Origin of the sequence: Mycolicibacterium canariasense, from assembly GCF_002101555.1 — a bacterium.
GTDB lineage: Bacteria > Actinomycetota > Actinomycetes > Mycobacteriales > Mycobacteriaceae > Mycobacterium > Mycobacterium canariasense.
In genome coordinates, this window is the sequence record NZ_LQOL01000027.1 from 21,179 (window position 1) to 38,192 (window position 17,014).

Genomic DNA, 17,014 nt, shown 5'->3' on the forward strand with positions numbered 1-17,014 from the left:
GCTCTACCTCTGGTTGCTGGTGCGGCTGATGACGGGACGTCAGCTGTGTGTGGGCATCGAGAAGTCGGTCTGAACACGAGTCTGATCCGGCCACCGGATGGTCGCGGTCTTGTTGCGGGTGTAGAACCGTACCCCCTCGGGTCCATGGATGTGGTGATCGCCGAACAAGGATCGCTTCCACCCGCCGAATGAGTGGAACGCCATCGGAACGGGAATGGGGACGTTGATCCCGACCATGCCGGCGCGGACCCGCGACAGGTAGGTGCGTGCCGTGTTGCCATCGGCCGTGAAGATCGCCGTGCCGTTGCCGAACTCGTGGTCATTCACCAGCTGCAAGGCCTCATCGAACGAACCCGCACGCACCATCGACAGGACGGGACCGAAGATCTCCTCGCGATAAATCCGCATCTCCGGCGTGACATGGTCGAACAGCGTCCCGCCCAGAAAGAATCCGTCTCCGGCGGGCGCGGTCGTGCGACCGTCCACGACCAACTCTGCTCCTTCGTCCGCGCCGATCTGGATGTAGTCGGCCACCTTGTCGCGGTGCACTCCGCTCACCAGCGGGCCCATATCGACCCCGTCGGTGCTGCCGTCACCGACGTGCAGCTCGGCCAACGCGGCGACAAGGCGCTCGCGGAGTGCGTCGGCCACCTCGTCGCCGACCGGGACAGCCACGGAGATCGCCATGCAGCGCTCACCGGCCGAGCCGTAAGCAGCACCCATCAATGCGGACACGGCCTGATCGAGGTCGGCGTCGGGCATGATGACCATGTGGTTCTTGGCGCCGCCGAGCGCCTGCACCCGCTTGCCGTTCGCGGCCGCTGTGGCGTGGATGTATTCGGCGACCGGGGTGGACCCGACGAAGCTGATGGCCTCGACCTGCGGATGTTGCAGGAGGGCGTCGACGGCGACCTTGTCACCCTGGACGACGTTGAAGACGCCGGGGGGCAACCCGGCCGCGGTGAGGAGTTTGGCCAGTTCGACGCTGAGGGTGGGGTCCTTTTCCGACGGCTTCATGACGAAGGTGTTCCCACAGGCGAGTGCGACGGGGAACATCCACATCGGAACCATTGCCGGGAAGTTGAACGGCGAGATTCCGGCCACCACCCCGAGTGGCTGGCGCAGTGTCACACCGTCCACCTCGCGCCCCACGTTCTCCGAGTACTCGCCCTTGAGCATCTGCGGTATGCCGCAGGAGAATTCGACGACCTCAAGCCCGCGGATGATCTCGCCCTTCGCATCGGAGAGCACCTTGCCGTGTTCGGCGGTGATGATCGCTGCGAGCCGGTCGGCGTGCTGGTCGACGAGATCACGGAATCGGAACAGGATGCGCGCCCGTACATGTGGTGGGGTGGCGGACCACCCTGCAAACGCCGTATGGGCGGCGGTGACCGCTGCGTCGACGTCGTCGGCAGTGGCCATGGCGACCCGACCGGTGACCGCGCCGGTGGCCGGATTGTAGACATCTCTCCTGTGCTGCGCACCGCGGGAATCGACTGTGTCGCCGATGAAGTGGTCGATGTCGGTGATCAGTGTCGGTGTCATGGTCGTGGTCATCTCGTAGTGCTCCTTCGTGAGGTTTCAGGCGTAGATCTGGGCGTAGAGGTCGCGGATCTCGTCCTCGGTCGGGACGAGTGGGTTGTTGCCGGGGGAACCTGACGCGAGGGCCTGACGCGCCATGATCGGTGTGAGTTCGGTCCAGCGAGCGCGATCGATTCCGTACTGTTTGGGTGTCGGAACCGCGACCTCGGCGCACAGTTCGGTCAGTGCTGACACAAGCGCATTTGCGGCACAACTGTCGTCGTCGGTACCGAGCGCGACATCCAGTGCACGCGCGCAATCGGCGTAGCGGGACTCGGCGGCTCGGACTGAGAACGCGGTCACCGCCGGGAACAACATCGCATTGGACAGCCCGTGCGCCACGTGGAAGTGCCCACCGATGGGTCGGCTCATACCGTGCACGAGCGCGACCGAGGAGTTGGAGAAGGCGATACCGGCCTGCGTCGAGGCCAGCATCATCTGTTCGCGGGCGTATACGTCGTTGCCGTCGTCGTACGCGCGCCGTAACACCCGCCCGATCGTGGCGATCGCACTCAGGGCGAGTGCGTCGGAGAAGGGATTGGCTTTCTTGCTGACGTAGGCCTCGACGGCATGGGTGAGGGCATCCACGCCGGTGTCGGCAGTCAGTCGCGGTGGCATGGACATCGTCAGCCGATAGTCGATCACCGCAGCGACCGGGAGGAACGCGGTCCCGGCGCACAGCATCTTCTCGTCGTTGAATGTGTCGGTGATGATGCTGAATTGTGTTGCTTCCGAACCACTGCCAGCAGTCGTCGGTACCGCGATCACGGGCAGCGCCGGCCCGGTGTTGTTCCGCGGGGCCTTGTAGTCGCGCATCGAGCCACCTTGGGCCCCCAGCAGCCCCAGTGCTTTCGCGGTATCCATCGGGCTTCCCCCGCCGAACCCGATGATCGCGTCGGCTCGGTGCGCCGTCACAGCCGCCAGGCCGGCCGTGAGTGAATCGGTGGTGGGGTCGGGGACGGTCCCAGCGAAGAGTTCGGGGTGCAGACCCCCGTCGCGCAGGTCGTCGAGCATGGTCTCTGCGGCGCCGGTACCGACGATGAACGCGTCGGTGACGATCAGGGGGCGAGAGACCCCCAGGCTCCGGGTGACTTCTGCGATCTCACGGACGGCTCCTCCACCGATCCGCATGGTGCGTGGGAGGGCGATCTGAGGGTTCACGATGGTGCTCCTTCTCGGGGTGGTAGGGCGTATGTCGGGCGAAGTGGTCATGCTGAGTTGGACGGATGCGGGACGGAAGGAGCGGCGGAGAGGTCGTCGTCTGCAGCCGCGTCGCTGACGCTGCCGTCGTCGGCGGCCGAGTACCGACGCCGGAGTGTCTTGGCGGCGAAGGCGATGAGCACGATCGCCCACACCACGAGTCCCTGGATGAGGGAAACCCGTGAAGTCGCGTCACGCAGCATGCTCAGCAGAATCAAGACGATCGCTGCGGTCACGGCGATGGATAGATACGGGAAGCACCACATCGCGAACTGGAATCGGGCGCCGTTGTTGGCCTCGTTGCGTCGCCGAAGGACGATCTGCGACACGCAGATCATCAGGTAGACGAAGAGGATCATCGCGCCCGAGGCGTTTATGAGGAACAGGAACACGGTGTCGGGGAAGAAGTAGCCGACGGCGATACATGCGTAACCGATGACGGTGCACGAGAGGACGCCGAGTACCGGGACTCCTCGGTGATTTGTGCGCGACATCCACGCCGGGCAATCACCGTTCGCGGCGAGCGTGAAGAGCATGCGGGAACTCGAGTACAGGCTGACGTTCAAGCACGACAGCACCGCGACGAGGATGACGAGGTTCAGGATGTCGGCCACACCGGGGATGTTGAGGACCTGGAGCACGTTCAGGAAAGGCGACGTACCCGCGGGGATGGAATTCCACGGAACGATGGTCACGATCAGGAACGACGACGCGACAAAGAAGAACAGCACCCGATAGACGACGGCGTTGACAGCACGCTTGATCGCCAGGCCCGGCTCTGCAGATTCCGCCGCGGCCACCGTTACCACCTCGGCGCCGACCATCGAGAAGATGACCACGACGACACCGGAGAACATCGGCAGGACACCATTGGGCGCCAGACCGCCGTGGTCGGTGAGGTTCGAGAAGTCGATGGTCGCGCCGGGCCACAGCCCGAGCACGAAACACGTTGCCAACACCACGAAGAGCGTCACTGCCGCGACCTTGATTCCGGAGAACCAGTACTCGAATCGGCCGAAGTTGCCGACGGAGACGAGGTTCACCACAGTCAAGATCAACAAGAGGATGACGGACATGATCCAGTTGGGCACGCCGTGGATCCATCGCTGCAACAGTTGGGCACCGACGACGGCCTCGAAGCCGACAACGACCATCTGGTAGTACCAGTACAACCAGGCCGACGAGAATCCCGCCCAGTTTCCCAACGCGTCGCGGGCATAGTCGGTGAAGCTGCCTGTGCGTGGATTCGCCACGGCCATTTCGCCCAGCATCCGCATGACCAGCATGATCAAGACCCCCGTGACCGCATAGGTTGCGACCGCAAGGGGACCCGTTTGGGTGATGAGAGCTCCCGAACCGATGAACAGGCCGGCCCCCATGGTGCCGCCGATGGCGAGCATCGTCAGCTGAGGTCTGCGCAGAGATGTGTGTAGCTTTCCCGCATGCACAGCGTTGTCGGACACGGTGGGCCCCTTCCTTGTGGTGGATGCGCGCTTGATATCTGCCGGGGGCGATCTGTCGCGGTCTGCGGAGCCTGCGGATGAGCGGGCCGCGGCCCTAGCGTGTGAGCCAAGTCTCACGCGCCGTAGTTCATGGGGCAATACACAATGTCGCACTCGCCTGTGCATGCATGCACAGGTCGGTATGGTCACTGTGTGGACGCCAACTCGCTTCGCTATTTCCTCGAAGTGGCCCGGACAGGTCGTCTCGTGGCAGCCGGTGAGAACCTCGCGGTCAATCACACGACCGTCGGACGGCAGATCACGGCATTGGAGCGATCGTGTGGTCAGCGCCTTTTCGATCGGCGGCCCACGGGATGGACGTTGACCGAGTCCGGTCAGGAGATGGTGATCCACGCCGAGGCAGTGGAGGCCGCGGTACGCGCGGCAGGTGACATCGGTGGCGCGGGGGGTGGGCGATTGTCGGGGACTGTGCGCATCCGCACGCCCGATGGCTTCGGCGCCTTCGTCCTGGCCCCACACCTGGGCGATCTGCACTCGCGGCATCCCGATCTGAACATCGAGATCGTCACCGCAACCGGCTTCGACGCGTTGTCCATGCGAGAGTTCGACGTCGGGGTCACGTTGGATCCCCCGTCGCCGAGCCGGGTGGCGGTTGACCATCTGATGACCTATCACCTCGGTCTCTATGCCTCAGCCGGCTATCTCGAATCGCGTCCGCCGATCGCGCAGGTGCGAGACCTGTACCAGCACACCCTGATCGGCTACGTCGAATCGTTGCTGGACGTGCCGGCATTGCGGCTTCTCGACGAACTGTTGCCGGACCATCGCACGCGGATTCAGACCAACAATTTGACGGGACAGTGGGAGGCGGCCGCCGCGGGCATCGGTATCGCGGTTCTTCCTGAATACATGGGTGGCCGGGACCACCGGCTCAGACAAATTCTCCCGCAGACGGTTTCGCTTGAAAGATCGTACTGGTTGGTCGTCCCTCGAGAGCTACAGCGGCTGGCGCGGATACGCGTCGTGTCCGACGCGCTGCGATCGATAGCGGCCGCCTCCGGGCCGGATGCGCGTTCTGGGCCTGCCGTGGCTGGCACTGCCTCACGAGTAGCCTCGTCACATGCCGCGCAAACTCACTGACGACGAAATCACGGCGCTTCTCGACAGCCGTCCGGGCTGGGCGATCCTGACCACCATCGACAAGGACGGATTCCCACACACCGTGCCGCTGGGATACTTCCGGCTGGGCGGTGATGTCGTCATGGGCGTGCGAGACGGCACGCGCAAAGTGGCCAACGTAGAGCGCAATCCGGCCGTGAGCGTCATGCTCGAAGACGGCTCAACCATGGCGGATATCCGCGGGGTGATGTTCCAAGGTCACGCACGCATCGTTCGGGAAGCCGCTGAAACGCTTGAACTCGCACGGCATGGTGCCCGGTCGCGCGGCGTGCCAGAATCCGAGTGGCCCACCGCGCCGAGACCGGGTGCCACCTACATCTACGTGACCCCCGTACGCACCCTGTCGTGGTATTACGGCGACTCCACGTCGGACGAGGACTAGCCTCAGCGGGCCTCAGTCGCCCCGAAGCCCGCGCGGGTCGCCCAGCAGCAGGCTGATGAAACCGGTTGCGGGAGCCGGGGTATCACGGACACTCAGTTCGTCGAGTCCGGTAGCGGCCCTCAAAAAAGGGCCGAAGAGCCGCCATCCCAACTGCAAGGCAAGCGCGTCCGCGGTGGCGACGCGTGCTGTGTAATCGTCAATCGTAGTGGTCTCGGGCGGCTGCCAGGAGCTGGTCGATATTGGGGAACCTGTGCTGAAGCCGCGCTACATCGAAGCCGTCGAGCAGCGCGCGGGCGATGACTTTCCAGCTGCGTTCCGCGCGGGCCTCGATGACGGCTCGCGCCGCGCCACCATCTCGCGCCGAAACCAGGTCTTCGGCGAGGTACTCCAGCACGGACGTCACGACCGCTTCCTTCGTGCCGATGTGGCGAAAGATCAATCCTGCGTTCACGCCTGAGCGATCGGCGATATCGCGCATCGGCGTGGCCGCCGGACCTCGCTCGGTGAACAGGTCTGCCGCATGGGGGAGCACGGTGGTACGAACACGTTCGGCCGCGTCGGTCGGCCCGCGACTACACGCCGACCACTCCGTGCATCCAAGAAGGACAAACGCATGTCAGATCAAATCCTCGAGCGCTATCAGCCTGTTGGTGCCGACCGCACCCTGGCGTCCTACTACGCTGTGCGAAGCACAGTTTCGCTCGCCTGGGTCGCCACCGCGCTGATCATCGGCTCCACATCGACGTTCATTGCCGGCGCATTGTTGCTGTTCTATCCGGCATGGGATGCTGTAGCCAACGTGGTCGATGCGGAGCACGGAGGCCTGCGTAACAACCCCACCCAGGCGTTCAACATGGCGGTCAGCGCGTTGACGACCGTGGCCGTGGGCATCGCCCTGACGGCACGTGCGCCGGAGACTCCCGGCGCAGATGTCGCCCGCGCCCACCAGTGCACCGTGGGACAGGTGGCGATCGCCTGGCTGCTGCAGCTCTCACCGGTCATGCTGCCCATTCCCGGCACCTCGCAACGCACGCACCTGGAAGAGAACCTGGCTGCCACTGACGTGCAGTTGACAACAGAGCAGATCGATCACCTCACGGCGGCGTCCACCTGATCGAGTCATGCACGGCAGCACGCGATGACTGCTGGCTGTCTAGGCGGGGAAATCGGAGCTGCGAGAGAGCTTTTCGTTTGCCCGGATGTCTGTCAGGGTCTGCTCCAGCGCATCGATCACGGCGTCGTAGCCGCTGTTGCCCAGGACCAGCCGCCGCGGCGGCTGGTCCTGAGCCATCGCCGCGATCACCGCACGGGCACCACGGTGCGGATCGCCGGGCTGCTCACCGTCCATCCCGACGAAGACGGCGCGGACCTGCTCGAGCATGTCGTGGTACTCCGGAATGGGTTCTTCGATGGGCTCGTTGGCGAAGCCGGCGTAGGCGTTGGTGCGGAAGGCGCCCGGTTCGACGGTCAGCACGGAGATGCCCTGTGGGGCGACCTCGTCGCGCAGGGCGTCGGTGATGGCTTCGATGGCGAACTTCGTCGCACTGTAGTAGCCGAATCCCGGTGCTGATACCAGCCCTGCCACCGAGGACACGTTGACGATCCACCCGCTGCCGCGGGCGCGCATCCCCGGCAGCACCGCACGTGTCACCGACAGCAACGCGAAGAAGTTCAGCTCGAACATCGCCCGCAGCGCAGACTCGTCCATGCCTTCGATCGATCCGTACCAGCCGCGGCCGGCGTTGTTGACCAGCACGTCGATACCGCCGAAGTGCTCCTCGGCCGTATGCACCGCGCGCTGCACCTGCGCGGCATCGGTGAGTTCCAGCGGCACGACGAGAACGCGCTCACCGTACTGCTCGGCCCAGGTCGCCAGCTCTTGCGGGCGCCGGGAGGTGAGTACCACGCGGTCCCCGGTTTCCAGTGCCGCCTCGGCGAACGCCACTCCGAAGTTGCCGGGGGTGCCGCCGGTGATGAACCATCGTTTGCTCATGGCTCGATCACCACCCGGCTGATCAACACGCCGTCGAGGGTGAACCGGTAGTGCAGGTCGGCGACGCCGCCGGGGAAGTCACCCTCCAGGTGCTGCCCGACGTCGACGCCCGCGTCGGTAGTCGTGGCGCCGGTGAATGCGGTGGTGTAGGTGTACTCGGCGGCCGCGTTGGCCACCCAGGTCCCGATCTCGTCACGCCCCTTGTAGTCGTGGCCCTCGTCGGTCACCACGGCGTCAGTGGTGAGTGTGGCCAGCACATGTTCCACCTCACGGGCATCCAGCGCGGTCATGAACGTTTTCACGGTTTCTGGGAGCGTGTCCCATGCTGTATCGGTCATGGCATCACGATGGTGTTTCCCGTTAGGGGAAGGTCAAGCACCGATTCAGATCAGGCCTCCGTGTTGACCTTGCCACAGGGGGAGGGTTCAGGATGACCTTGTTCGACATAGGCGATGCATACGCAGAGGAGGACGCCATGGGCGCACAGGTCTCGATCGGTGACTTCGCGGTGATGACCAGTCTGAGCAGGAAAGCACTACGCCACTATCACGACATCGGCATTCTCGAACCTGCCCACATCGACCCCTACACCGGCTACCGCTTCTATGACACCAGCCAGGTCGATCACGCACACATCATCCGCCGGTTCAGGACCCTGGGCATGTCCATTCCTGACATCAAGGCGCTCCTGAGCACCGACGACGCCGGCGCCCGCACCGACATCATCACAACCCACCTCGAGCAGATGGAGGCACAGTTGCAGCAGACCCGGGACACCGTGGGTGCGCTGCGCGAACTGCTCTCCCCCGTGAAAACTCCCACCGACGTCACAGTGCGCCACGAACCGGCACTGGCCGTGTGGTCCGTCAGCGCCACCATCGACACCTCGGGGATCGACGACTGGTTCGGGGAGTCGCTGACCACACTGCACCAGGCCGTCGCCATGGCAGTAGGCGAGCCGACCGCGGTGGTGCCGGGCGGTCTCTACGACCGCGCACTGTTTCTCGAACAGCGCGGCAGCGCAACCATGTTCGTCGAAGCACCACCATCTGCAGATCCCCCCGAAGGTGTCCACGCCGAGGTCCTACCCAAGGCCGAATTCGCGGTACTCACCCACCCCGGCGGTCACGACGAGGGCATCGACCGCAGCTACGCGGCCCTGGGCATCTACGTGAACGAGCATCTGATCAGCAGCCAGGGACCCATCCGCGAGCACTACCTCGGTGGCACGCCCACAGATCCGGCCCGGTTCACCGCGACCGAAATCTGCTGGCCGATCTTCAGCACCACGGCGCCGGCGCGATGAACGACACACACGAGCGGTTCGGCACATACGGAGCGTGGCTCAACCCCGCACTGGGTGATGCTCCCCGTATCGCCTACGCCTCCGAACTCGAAGAGTTGGGCTATCAGACGATCTGGGTAGGAATCGGCGCAGACCCCGTCGGCGACATGGACCTTCTCGAGAAGATGGTCGCCGCGACCAAGGACGCGATCATCGCGACGGCGATCATCAACATGTGGCAGGACGACGCCCGCGGTATCGCCCATCACTACCGTCGGATCATCGATCGGTACGGACCTCGCCTGCTGTTGGGCATCGGTCTCGGGCATCCCGAGACGCGAGCCACCTACGAACGGCCTTTCGAGCGGATGGTCAGCTACGTCGATACGCTCCTGGGTAATTCGGTGCCGGCCGACGCGATCGTGATCGGCGCCCTGGGAACCAACACACTGTCCCTGGCCGGTGAGAAGACACTCGGGGCGCACCCCTATCTCACCGTGCCCGCGCACACGCGATACGCGCGAGAAACGCTGGGTAGCAGCGCCTTCCTTGCTCCCGAGCTGAAGGTCGTGCTGTCCGAGGACGGTGAGGAGGCGCGCAGGATCGGCCGTCCCGCCATCCAGTATCCCTACCTCGGCCTGCGCAACTACACCAACAACCTGCTGCGGCACGGGTTCACCGAAGCCGATATCGCCGAGGCAGGTAGCGACGCACTCATCGACGCCCTGGTCGCCCACGGTTGCCCGGAGACCATCTACACCAAGATCGACGAGCATCTCTCGGCCGGCGCCGACCATGTCGGCATCCAAGTTCTCGCCGCGGATCCCACCGCCTCACCGGTACAGGCCTTCCGAACCCTGGCCGAACACCGACCCGCCAACTGAGACGGTATCGAAACGCTCCCTGCGACGGGCATGGGTGGACGGGCGGACCTCAGCGGCGAGGCCGTCGACAAACGAGACGAGAACCGTTTGGCCACGTCCCTCCTATAGACATGAACCGGGATCGTCGCTGTCGCCGATCATTTCGATGAGCATGCGACGTAGCAGCTGTACCTCGTCGTGAGTGAAGCTCGGAAGGGCCGCCTCTTCAACACGCTGGCACGCCCGGGCCACCTTCGCGCGCAATTTTTCCCCGGCCTCGGTGATGTGGGGGATCCGTGCGCGACGGTCCCGGGGATCATGGCGACGGATCACCAGACCCATCCGCTCTAGCTTGTCCAGTTGACTCATCAGCGTTGTCTTGTCCAAGCCGAGGGCCTTGCCGAGTTCTGCCTGCGTCAGGTTCGTGGTCAGGTTGAGGGCGCTGAGCACGATGTAGTCGCGTAGTTGCAGGCCGTGCTCTTCGGCGCGCTCGCCGGTGGCAGTGTGCATCCGCTGCGCGGCTCGATGGAGGAGCCAGGTGAGTTCGGAGTCAGCGGATGGTCGCGGACTCATCGCCTGGTGGTCGGCGGCCTCTGGCGAGACGGAGATCGGTGTCATCGGGCGCTGCATAGGACAACATTGTGCTCCTTGCTTACCGGCCCGACCGGTTGCGGTGCACCCATGAATGCTAACCGGTTGGGAAGACGGGGATCCCGTCGTAGGCGTTCACGTCGTGAGAGGGCACGATCTGCATGACGTCGTCGAGCGCGATCGCGCGCAGCAGACCTTGTCGGGTCTGTTCGGGATCGCTGTCGGCAACTTTGCGCATCAGCCAGGGCCGCTGAACACGCTTGCGGATTCCATCGAGCTGCCACGTCAGATCGCCGATGAAGGCATACCGCTTCTGGGACGGCACCGTCACGAACACGATGACAGACCCGGCTGTGTGCCCCCCGGCGAAGGCGACCACTACCGTACCGTCGCCGTATATGTCGTAGCTGCCCGAATAGCCCAGATACGGGCCCGAATCGAAGTTGTAGTGATGAATCTTGCGGCCAGCCGAGACGATCCTGAACACCTCACCATCTGATTCCTCCGCGGCGTAACGTGTTTCGGCTGGATTGATCCAGATCGGCACATCCAGCTGGTCCAGGCCGCTCACATGGTCCCAATGCGCGTGTGTCACCAACGCGCCGAGGAGTCGATGACGGTCATACCCTGCAGAGTCGAATTGCTCGCTCACCGTCGCGGTCGCCTGGTAGGGAGCCCGCGCGATCCGCGGCAGGGTCGCGATGTGCGCCGCGACGTCGGCACCGAACCCCGCATCGATCAGAAGGTCGCCTTTCGGGTGCTGCACAAGGATGGCGGTCGCCGCGAATTGGCGCTTGTCATTGAACGACCCACCGCAGACGGCGAACGCCGCACGCGTTTCGTACGTTCCGGTGGGGAGCTGGTAGATCGCCATATCCGACGGCGGGTGTGCGTCGGGCAAGGGCTGCGACCAGGCGGCCGGCCGGGGAAGTGTCGACATGAGACGATACTATGAGCTCAGATAATCTGACGCAAGACTATCTCGGCTTCTATTCCTTCCTCGGCGGGTCACTTCTCTCGTTCAAACTGCTCGTAGAACGCTAGCGCCGCGTACCGGATGTTGCGAGGGCCGTCCCACCCGGGCCAGATGGTGCGAGCCTGCCGTGCGACAACGGTCGAGATCTCCTGCGCCGGAGTGCCATCAAGCCAGAGCAATCGGGTGAGCTCGCGTACGTAGCGCAGGTAGTCGCGGACAGCGACGAGCTGGTGCACGTCGGTTACTTCACCGTGGCCCGGCACCACAACCTCGGGTTGGTCGGCGATGAGTCGGTCGAGCGCTTCGATCCATCTCCGTCCGTCGAAGTGCTTATCGAATGGTGGGAAGTACGGCAGGATCGGAAACATTCTGGTCTCACACAAATCGCCGGTGAACACGACCCGCTGACCGATGTGCACTGTCTGGTTGTCGCGGGTGTGCGCGGGGCCCCACTGCCGCAGCGTGGCCGTGATGCCACCGAGATCGATGTCCAATCGCCGGCCGAAGGATATGTCGCAGTCGATGAGGTCGAGGCCCTCCAGGCGGGCGGCAACATCAGGGCTCAGGGAGCGAAACGTGGGCACGAAGGAGTCTGCGTCCAGACGTAACCTGTCGCGTTGGGCATCGCTGTAGATCACGGTGGCTGCATCTTTGAACGCTTGGACGCCGAATCCGTGCCCGGGATCAAATTGCGTAACCGTCAGGTAGAGCCGCCGCCGGCCGGCCAGTCGTCGGGCATGGTCGAGCACCACGCGGCCGTTGTCGGACCCGATCCCAGTGTCGATGACAAGTGCGGCATCGGCACCTACCACGATTCCCACATTGGGGACGAATGGGATCCTGTTGTCGCCGATGACGAAGACGCCATCGGACACCTCGACCGGCCTACCGGAGATAGCGGGATCGGTAGTGCCGGCCACATAGGTGTCGGGTTGCCTACTGGTGCTGTCACCGTTCATAACACTCCCGTTGGCGCGGCGTCATGAGTTGTGAACTGCAAAGGGAGAAGGCGTTTCACGGTGACGGCGTCTTGAAGGCACGGCCACGTGCGGCGAGACGTTCCGCGTGAGGGGCGGTCACCGACGACGCATCGCATGGCGGGGTCGTGGGCGCGCTGAGTCCCGACAGTATCGCGCGCACCAGCCGTTCAGCTTCCAGGTCGGTGGTGCGGCGGTTCCGATGGCGGATCATGCCCTCCGCGGACAGCATTGCCAACCCGTGCACCCCGGCCCACACCGCGAACTCCGCACCCGGGCGTGCATCGGAGGCCAGAAATCCCTTGGTGACAAGCGAATTCAATTCCTCGACCAGTATGTCGTGAGGATGGGGCGTGACGATCGTTTCGATCCCCGGGCTGCGGTTGGCGGCGAACGCCAGCGCGGCGAGGCCGGGATTGTCCACTGTCCAACGAACGTAAGCGCGGGCGTAGGCAACCAGACGCGCGACGGGATCGTCGGTGTCGGCACGGGAGACGGCGAGCGCCAAGTATTTCCCGGCACTGGCCTGGATGTGTTCGGCCAATGTGCTGACGAGCGCCCCGCGGCTTTCGAAGTGGTGGTAGGCCGCGCTGGGTGCGACGCCGACCCGCGCCGAGACCTCGCGAAGGGACCAGCCTTCGGCGCCGCGCTCGGTGGCCAGCTCCGCGGCTGCCGCCAAGAGAGCCTCGCGCAGCTGACCGTGGTGGTAGCGACTTCTAGCCACCCAGGAAGCCTAGCACCGAACACATTTGATCTGTACAGTGTTCAGATGCGTGGCAGATTTTGCGGGCCACGTGAACTGCGCTCAGATTGGAGCCAGCCGATGTGCGTTGTCACGCCGTCGTCTTCTGCCGACGTTTTCGGTGACGACCCAGCGGTATCTCACGCCGTGCCGCCGGTCGTTGCAGGTGTGCCCACCGAAATCAGTCCGGGCGTGTACGTCATCCCAGATGGTCGGACGCCACTCGTTCCCAACGTCGGGATTGTGGTGGGGGAGCGAGCGGCCTTGGTGGTCGACACCGGCCTGGGTCCGCGCAGCGGCGCTTACGTGCTGGGGCGAGCGAGGGATCTCGCCGGTGGTCGGCCGTTGTACATGACCACCACCCATTTCCACCCTGAGCATGCCTTTGGCGCCCAGGCGTTCAAGGGTGAGGCGACGATCGTCTGCAACAGGGCTCAGCGCGACGAGTTGCGCCGCAAGGGGCAGGCGTGCCTCGACTTGTTTCGGGCTGCAGGCCCAGTCTGTGCGGAGGAGTTGCAGCATGTCACGTTTGTCGATCCCGATATCGTCTATGTCGGGTCGGCCGCGATCGACCTGGGCGGAGTCCGGGTCCGTTTACGATCGGTTGGCCCCGCCCACAGTGCCGGCGACCAGATCGTCGCGGTCGGGGACCGCGTGCTGTTCACCGGGGACTTGCTGGAACACAAGATGTTCCCGCTCGCACCATTCAGCTCGCCGACCGATGTGGACTGCGACGTCATGCGATGGACGGGGCTACTTGACGAATTAATCAGCGTCAGAACAGAAATCACCGTCCCGGGACACGGTGAGATCGCGCCGCACACGCTCGCCTCCTACCGCGACTACTTCCAGTTCCTTCGAGCCGAAGTCACCCGGTTGTGGGCATCGGGCATCTCGGTAGATCGAGTTGCCGAGACCCTCAACGAGGCGGCTCAGTCCAGATGGCCAGATTGGGACCATCCGGGCCGGATCCCATCAGTCGTTGAAGCGTTCTACCGTGCAGCCGAGAATGCATAGTCGGATATCGAGCCAGCATGAACGCCGGAATAGTCGTTGGCATCGAGGTGAACCGACACGCATGTCGACGCCACGCACAGACCGCCCCAAGGGGGCGGATCCTCGTGTCTGATTGCCCGCGAGGTGGCGCGGTAGTTGCATGCAGTCCCGACACCCCATGAGTCGGCTCGACGGCCGCGGCCTGGTGGCAGTGGGCAGACAGATCTGCGCTCAGTGTTCGCACACGCGAGTACCATCGCCTGCGCTGTCGGACGTTGCGGCGCCGTCGACGCCTCCTGGCCCAGAATGGTGGAATGGCGTGGAGTACTCGTGAGGTAGCAGAACTGGCCGGTACCAGCCTGCGGGCGGTCCGCCATTATCACCAGGTCGGGTTGCTCGCCGAACCTGAACGCCTCGCCAATGGTTACAAGCAGTACGGCGTCGCTCACCTCGTTCGGCTGGTGCGGATCAAACGACTCGTCGACCTCGGGTTCTCCCTTCCTCAGATAGCCGACATGGGCGACACCGACGTCCATCCCGAAGAAGCTCTGCGGGCATTGGACACCGAACTGGCCGCGACAATCGATCGACTCCAACGGGCGCGTGTCGAACTGGGGCTGTTGTTGGAGCGCTCTGCACCGACCGACCTACCACCAGATCTCGTTCCACCGGAGGCGGTGGTGCGACTGTCCGACGCCGACCGTTCCCTGGTCGTCGTCCTGACCCGCGTGCTGGGGCCCCGAGGCATTCGTGCCTACTCCGAACTTCTGCGGAACGCACCTGTCGAGCCCGCCGTCGCTGAGTTTGACAACTTGCCCGACGATGCCGATGAACGGACGCGGCAAGACGTCGCAGAGCGCCTCGTCCCCTATATGCAGGCAACCTATGCGGCCCACCCAGAGGTTCTCCAGGCCCGTGCCGACGCCCCGGGCGGGGAGCGCTTCGCCGCAGATACGATCGCCGAAGCGATGTCAGATCTTTACAACACGGCGCAACTCGACGTGTTTCGACGCGCCCGACGACTGCTGGCTGCCTCGGACGTGGCGGAGTCATCGACGTAGCGCGCGCATTGAGGGTGCGCGTCGGGCTCACCAAGCTATCTGGTGCAATGGGCGCCAGCGGGTGGGGTTCGCAGGTCAATCAGGTAGCCGGCGACGATGTCGTCGACACACTGGTTCTGCCCGAGCAGGGCGATGCCGTGCTGGGCGCCGTCCACGGTGAGCAAGCTTCCCTTGAGGGCGCGCGCGAGGTTGACACCGCCTTGATGGGGGGTGGCCGGGTCGCCGGTGACCGAGATCGTCAGCGTGGGTGGGACATTGACGTTGCCGGTGACCCACCGCTCGGGGCGGCTGGGTTGTTGCGGCCATGCCTCGCACTCGTAGTGCATGTGCGCCGCTGGCCGGCCCGAGTCGACGAAGGGCGCGGCGTCGAAGATCTGTTGGGTCAGGTCGGCTTGCTCCGCAGGTGTGCGCTGCGGGTTGTCCATGCATCGGATCGCGACGTTGCTGTCCGGATCGGTGCCGTAGCGACCCGAGGAGTCTCGGCCCACGAAGTTGTCGCGCAACTTCAGCAGGCCATCCCCGCGCCCATCGGCCAACTCGCGCAGGCCGTCGATGACCTTGGGCCACACGGCGTCACTGTACAAGCCGGCCATGACACCGGCGACGGCGTCGTCGTAGGTCAGGCCGCGCGGATCTGCGGTGGGTGCTGGGTGGTCCAGCAAGGGACGCACGATGACTTGAAATGCCTCGCTCGCCCGGGCCGGATCGGTGCCCAGCGGACAGTCGGGCATTGACGCGCACGCGCTGGCCATCGCGGTGAAGGCTTTCTGGAAGCCGACGTACTGCGACAGGCGAAACTGCGCTGCGGTCATGTCGGGGTCGACAGCGCCGTCCAGCGCGACGGCGCGCACACGCTGCGGGAAGGTCTCGGCGTACATCGCGCCCAGCTCAGTCCCGTAGCTGTACCCGAGGTAGGACAGCTTTTCGTCACCGAGTGCGGCACGCAGCACATCCATGTCCCGCACGGTGTCTCGACTGCCGAAGTTGACCAGCGCCTGCTCACCGCCGGAGCGCTCTGCGCAACGCCGTGCCACCTCTCGGGCCTGCTGTGCATCTGTGACGTTGGGAACGGGGTTGCTCAGGAATCCCTGACCGCGATCGGTCTCGGCGTCGGTGTAACAATCCGCCCGGGGAGTGGAGGCGCCCACACCTCGGGGGTCGAAGCCGATCACGTCGAACCGGTCGCCCACCGGGCCCTTGGTCAACACCTGCCCCACCAAGTCGTTAGCCTCAAGGGCGACGAAACCCATCCCGGCGACGCCGGGACCGCCAGGGTTGACCAGCAGCGAGCCGATCCGATCACCACGCGCCTTGACTCTCAGCAGCGCGATCTCTGCACGCGCCCCGCCGGGATCCTGGTAATCCACGGGGACCTGTACGCGGGCGCAGTCGTAGCGGGCATCGGCGAAGAGCTTCTCGTCCAGCGTCGTTCTCGCATAGGACGCGCAGGGCTCGAACCGGACCTGCTGGTCATAGAACGCCGCCAGCTCAGCTGGCCGCGCGGTGCCGGAATTTCCCGTCGTCGCCTCGATCGCGACCGGTCCGGTTGCCCCGCAGGCGCCGACGAGTATCAACGATGCCCCGCCCAATGCGGCGAGGGCCAAGCGCGCATAAACCACTCTGTCTCCTCAGAAGCAGAAATCTGTCGCCTCCACGGTGATCCATGCCGCTGCGGCACACTCAAGTTCGGTGACGCGGCGCATGCCGTACCCATGGCCTCGTGAG

The 17,014-nt window shown here is 64.7% G+C and carries 17 protein-coding genes and 1 pseudogene; 7 read left to right on the forward strand and 11 right to left on the reverse strand.

Annotated elements, in window-relative coordinates:
• Positions 1 to 39: 39 nt before the first annotated feature.
• Genes AWB94_RS04050 through AWB94_RS04060 form a run of 3 tightly spaced genes read right to left on the reverse strand, consistent with a single transcriptional unit; the run spans position 40 to position 4,244 of the window.
• Positions 40 to 1,533 (reverse strand): CoA-acylating methylmalonate-semialdehyde dehydrogenase, encoded by a 1,494-nt coding sequence (locus AWB94_RS04050; RefSeq protein WP_432443939.1) that lies wholly within the window; start codon positions 1,531 to 1,533, stop codon positions 40 to 42.
• 48 nt (positions 1,534 to 1,581) lie between these two features.
• The gene (locus tag AWB94_RS04055) at positions 1,582 to 2,742 is read right to left on the reverse strand and encodes an iron-containing alcohol dehydrogenase (RefSeq protein WP_109762001.1); all 1,161 of its coding nucleotides are present in this window, start codon (positions 2,740 to 2,742) and stop codon (positions 1,582 to 1,584) included.
• Positions 2,743 to 2,789: 47 nt separating this feature from the next.
• Positions 2,790 to 4,244, reverse strand: coding sequence for an amino acid permease (locus AWB94_RS04060; RefSeq protein ID WP_062655144.1), 1,455 nt, complete (start codon positions 4,242 to 4,244; stop codon positions 2,790 to 2,792).
• Positions 4,245 to 4,436: 192 nt separating this feature from the next.
• On the opposite strand from AWB94_RS04060, the gene AWB94_RS04065 reads away from it, so the two are divergent.
• Both AWB94_RS04065 and AWB94_RS04070 read left to right on the forward strand, forming a co-directional pair.
• Positions 4,437 to 5,384 (forward strand): LysR family transcriptional regulator, encoded by a 948-nt coding sequence (locus AWB94_RS04065; RefSeq protein WP_234811613.1) that lies wholly within the window; start codon positions 4,437 to 4,439, stop codon positions 5,382 to 5,384.
• A complete protein-coding gene (locus AWB94_RS04070; RefSeq protein ID WP_062655145.1) occupies positions 5,365 to 5,805 on the forward strand; it encodes a pyridoxamine 5'-phosphate oxidase family protein in 441 nt (146 codons plus the stop codon). The genes AWB94_RS04065 and AWB94_RS04070 overlap by 20 nt, the downstream gene beginning before the upstream one ends.
• A gap of 12 nt (positions 5,806 to 5,817) precedes the next feature.
• Here the strand turns inward: AWB94_RS04070 and AWB94_RS36220 are convergent.
• Positions 5,818 to 6,337, reverse strand: a pseudogene (locus AWB94_RS36220) (TetR/AcrR family transcriptional regulator).
• Between the two features lie 81 nt (positions 6,338 to 6,418).
• Here AWB94_RS36220 and AWB94_RS35680 point away from each other — a divergent pair.
• A complete protein-coding gene (locus AWB94_RS35680) occupies positions 6,419 to 6,919 on the forward strand; it encodes an aldo/keto reductase (RefSeq protein WP_062655146.1) in 501 nt (166 codons plus the stop codon).
• Between the two features lie 39 nt (positions 6,920 to 6,958).
• Here the strand turns inward: AWB94_RS35680 and AWB94_RS04085 are convergent, their stop codons facing one another.
• Positions 6,959 to 7,798: an SDR family NAD(P)-dependent oxidoreductase gene (locus AWB94_RS04085; protein WP_062655147.1), complete on the reverse strand. Its 840-nt coding sequence runs from the start codon at positions 7,796 to 7,798 to the stop codon at positions 6,959 to 6,961.
• Positions 7,795 to 8,088 carry a nuclear transport factor 2 family protein gene (locus AWB94_RS04090; RefSeq protein ID WP_409365957.1) on the reverse strand — a complete coding sequence of 98 codons (294 nt, stop codon included), beginning with the start codon at positions 8,086 to 8,088 and terminating at the stop codon, positions 7,795 to 7,797. Before AWB94_RS04090 ends, AWB94_RS04085 begins: the two co-directional genes overlap by 4 nt.
• 185 nt (positions 8,089 to 8,273) lie before the next feature.
• On the opposite strand from AWB94_RS04090, the gene AWB94_RS04095 reads away from it, so the two are divergent.
• Positions 8,274 to 9,104 carry a MerR family transcriptional regulator gene (locus AWB94_RS04095; RefSeq protein ID WP_062655284.1) on the forward strand — a complete coding sequence of 277 codons (831 nt, stop codon included), beginning with the start codon at positions 8,274 to 8,276 and terminating at the stop codon, positions 9,102 to 9,104.
• Positions 9,101 to 9,967 (forward strand): TIGR03620 family F420-dependent LLM class oxidoreductase, encoded by an 867-nt coding sequence (locus tag AWB94_RS04100; protein WP_062655149.1) that lies wholly within the window; start codon positions 9,101 to 9,103, stop codon positions 9,965 to 9,967. Before AWB94_RS04095 ends, AWB94_RS04100 begins: the two co-directional genes overlap by 4 nt.
• A 102-nt stretch (positions 9,968 to 10,069) precedes the next feature.
• Here AWB94_RS04100 and AWB94_RS04105 read toward each other — a convergent pair whose 3' ends face one another.
• From AWB94_RS04105 to AWB94_RS04120, 4 genes are all read right to left on the reverse strand, one after another.
• A complete protein-coding gene (locus AWB94_RS04105; RefSeq protein ID WP_062655285.1) occupies positions 10,070 to 10,564 on the reverse strand; it encodes a MarR family winged helix-turn-helix transcriptional regulator in 495 nt (164 codons plus the stop codon).
• A gap of 70 nt (positions 10,565 to 10,634) precedes the next feature.
• Positions 10,635 to 11,477, reverse strand: coding sequence for an MBL fold metallo-hydrolase (locus AWB94_RS04110; protein WP_062655150.1), 843 nt, complete (start codon positions 11,475 to 11,477; stop codon positions 10,635 to 10,637).
• A 68-nt stretch (positions 11,478 to 11,545) separates the two neighbouring features.
• Positions 11,546 to 12,472 carry an MBL fold metallo-hydrolase gene (locus tag AWB94_RS04115; protein WP_062655151.1) on the reverse strand — a complete coding sequence of 309 codons (927 nt, stop codon included), beginning with the start codon at positions 12,470 to 12,472 and terminating at the stop codon, positions 11,546 to 11,548.
• Positions 12,473 to 12,527: 55 nt separating this feature from the next.
• Entirely contained in the window at positions 12,528 to 13,169 is a 642-nt protein-coding gene (locus AWB94_RS04120; protein WP_234811615.1) for a TetR/AcrR family transcriptional regulator, read from the reverse strand.
• Positions 13,170 to 13,400: 231 nt separating this feature from the next.
• Between AWB94_RS04120 and AWB94_RS04125 the strand changes: the two genes are divergently transcribed.
• Positions 13,401 to 14,249, forward strand: a complete 849-nt coding sequence (locus AWB94_RS04125; RefSeq protein ID WP_234811616.1) for an MBL fold metallo-hydrolase — start codon at positions 13,401 to 13,403, stop codon at positions 14,247 to 14,249.
• Positions 14,250 to 14,542: 293 nt separating this feature from the next.
• On the forward strand, positions 14,543 to 15,289 hold the full coding sequence (locus tag AWB94_RS04130) for a MerR family transcriptional regulator (protein WP_062655154.1): 747 nt from the start codon (positions 14,543 to 14,545) through the stop codon (positions 15,287 to 15,289).
• Between the two features lie 35 nt (positions 15,290 to 15,324).
• Here AWB94_RS04130 and AWB94_RS04135 read toward each other — a convergent pair whose 3' ends face one another.
• Positions 15,325 to 16,908, reverse strand: a complete 1,584-nt coding sequence (locus tag AWB94_RS04135) for an alpha/beta hydrolase (protein ID WP_062655155.1) — start codon at positions 16,906 to 16,908, stop codon at positions 15,325 to 15,327.
• Between the last annotated feature and the right edge of the window lie 106 nt (positions 16,909 to 17,014).

Bases quoted from the DNA above. Each gene is read 5' to 3' on its own strand.
- AWB94_RS04070 (WP_062655145.1), top strand. From the start codon at position 5,365: ATGCCGCGCAAACTCACTGACGACGAAATCACGGCGCTTCTCGACAGC.
- AWB94_RS04130 (WP_062655154.1), top strand. From the start codon at position 14,543: ATGGCGTGGAGTACTCGTGAGGTAGCAGAACTGGCCGGTACCAGCCTG.
- AWB94_RS04095 (WP_062655284.1), top strand. From the start codon at position 8,274: ATGGGCGCACAGGTCTCGATCGGTGACTTCGCGGTGATGACCAGTCTG.
- AWB94_RS04090 (WP_409365957.1), bottom strand. From the start codon at position 8,088: ATGACCGCGCTGGATGCCCGTGAGGTGGAACATGTGCTGGCCACACTC.
- AWB94_RS04110 (WP_062655150.1), bottom strand. From the start codon at position 11,477: ATGTCGACACTTCCCCGGCCGGCCGCCTGGTCGCAGCCCTTGCCCGAC.
- AWB94_RS04100 (WP_062655149.1), top strand. From the start codon at position 9,101: ATGAACGACACACACGAGCGGTTCGGCACATACGGAGCGTGGCTCAAC.
- AWB94_RS04115 (WP_062655151.1), bottom strand. From the start codon at position 12,472: ATGAACGGTGACAGCACCAGTAGGCAACCCGACACCTATGTGGCCGGC.
- AWB94_RS35680 (WP_062655146.1), top strand. From the start codon at position 6,419: ATGTCAGATCAAATCCTCGAGCGCTATCAGCCTGTTGGTGCCGACCGC.
- AWB94_RS04105 (WP_062655285.1), bottom strand. From the start codon at position 10,564: ATGACACCGATCTCCGTCTCGCCAGAGGCCGCCGACCACCAGGCGATG.
- AWB94_RS04085 (WP_062655147.1), bottom strand. From the start codon at position 7,798: ATGAGCAAACGATGGTTCATCACCGGCGGCACCCCCGGCAACTTCGGA.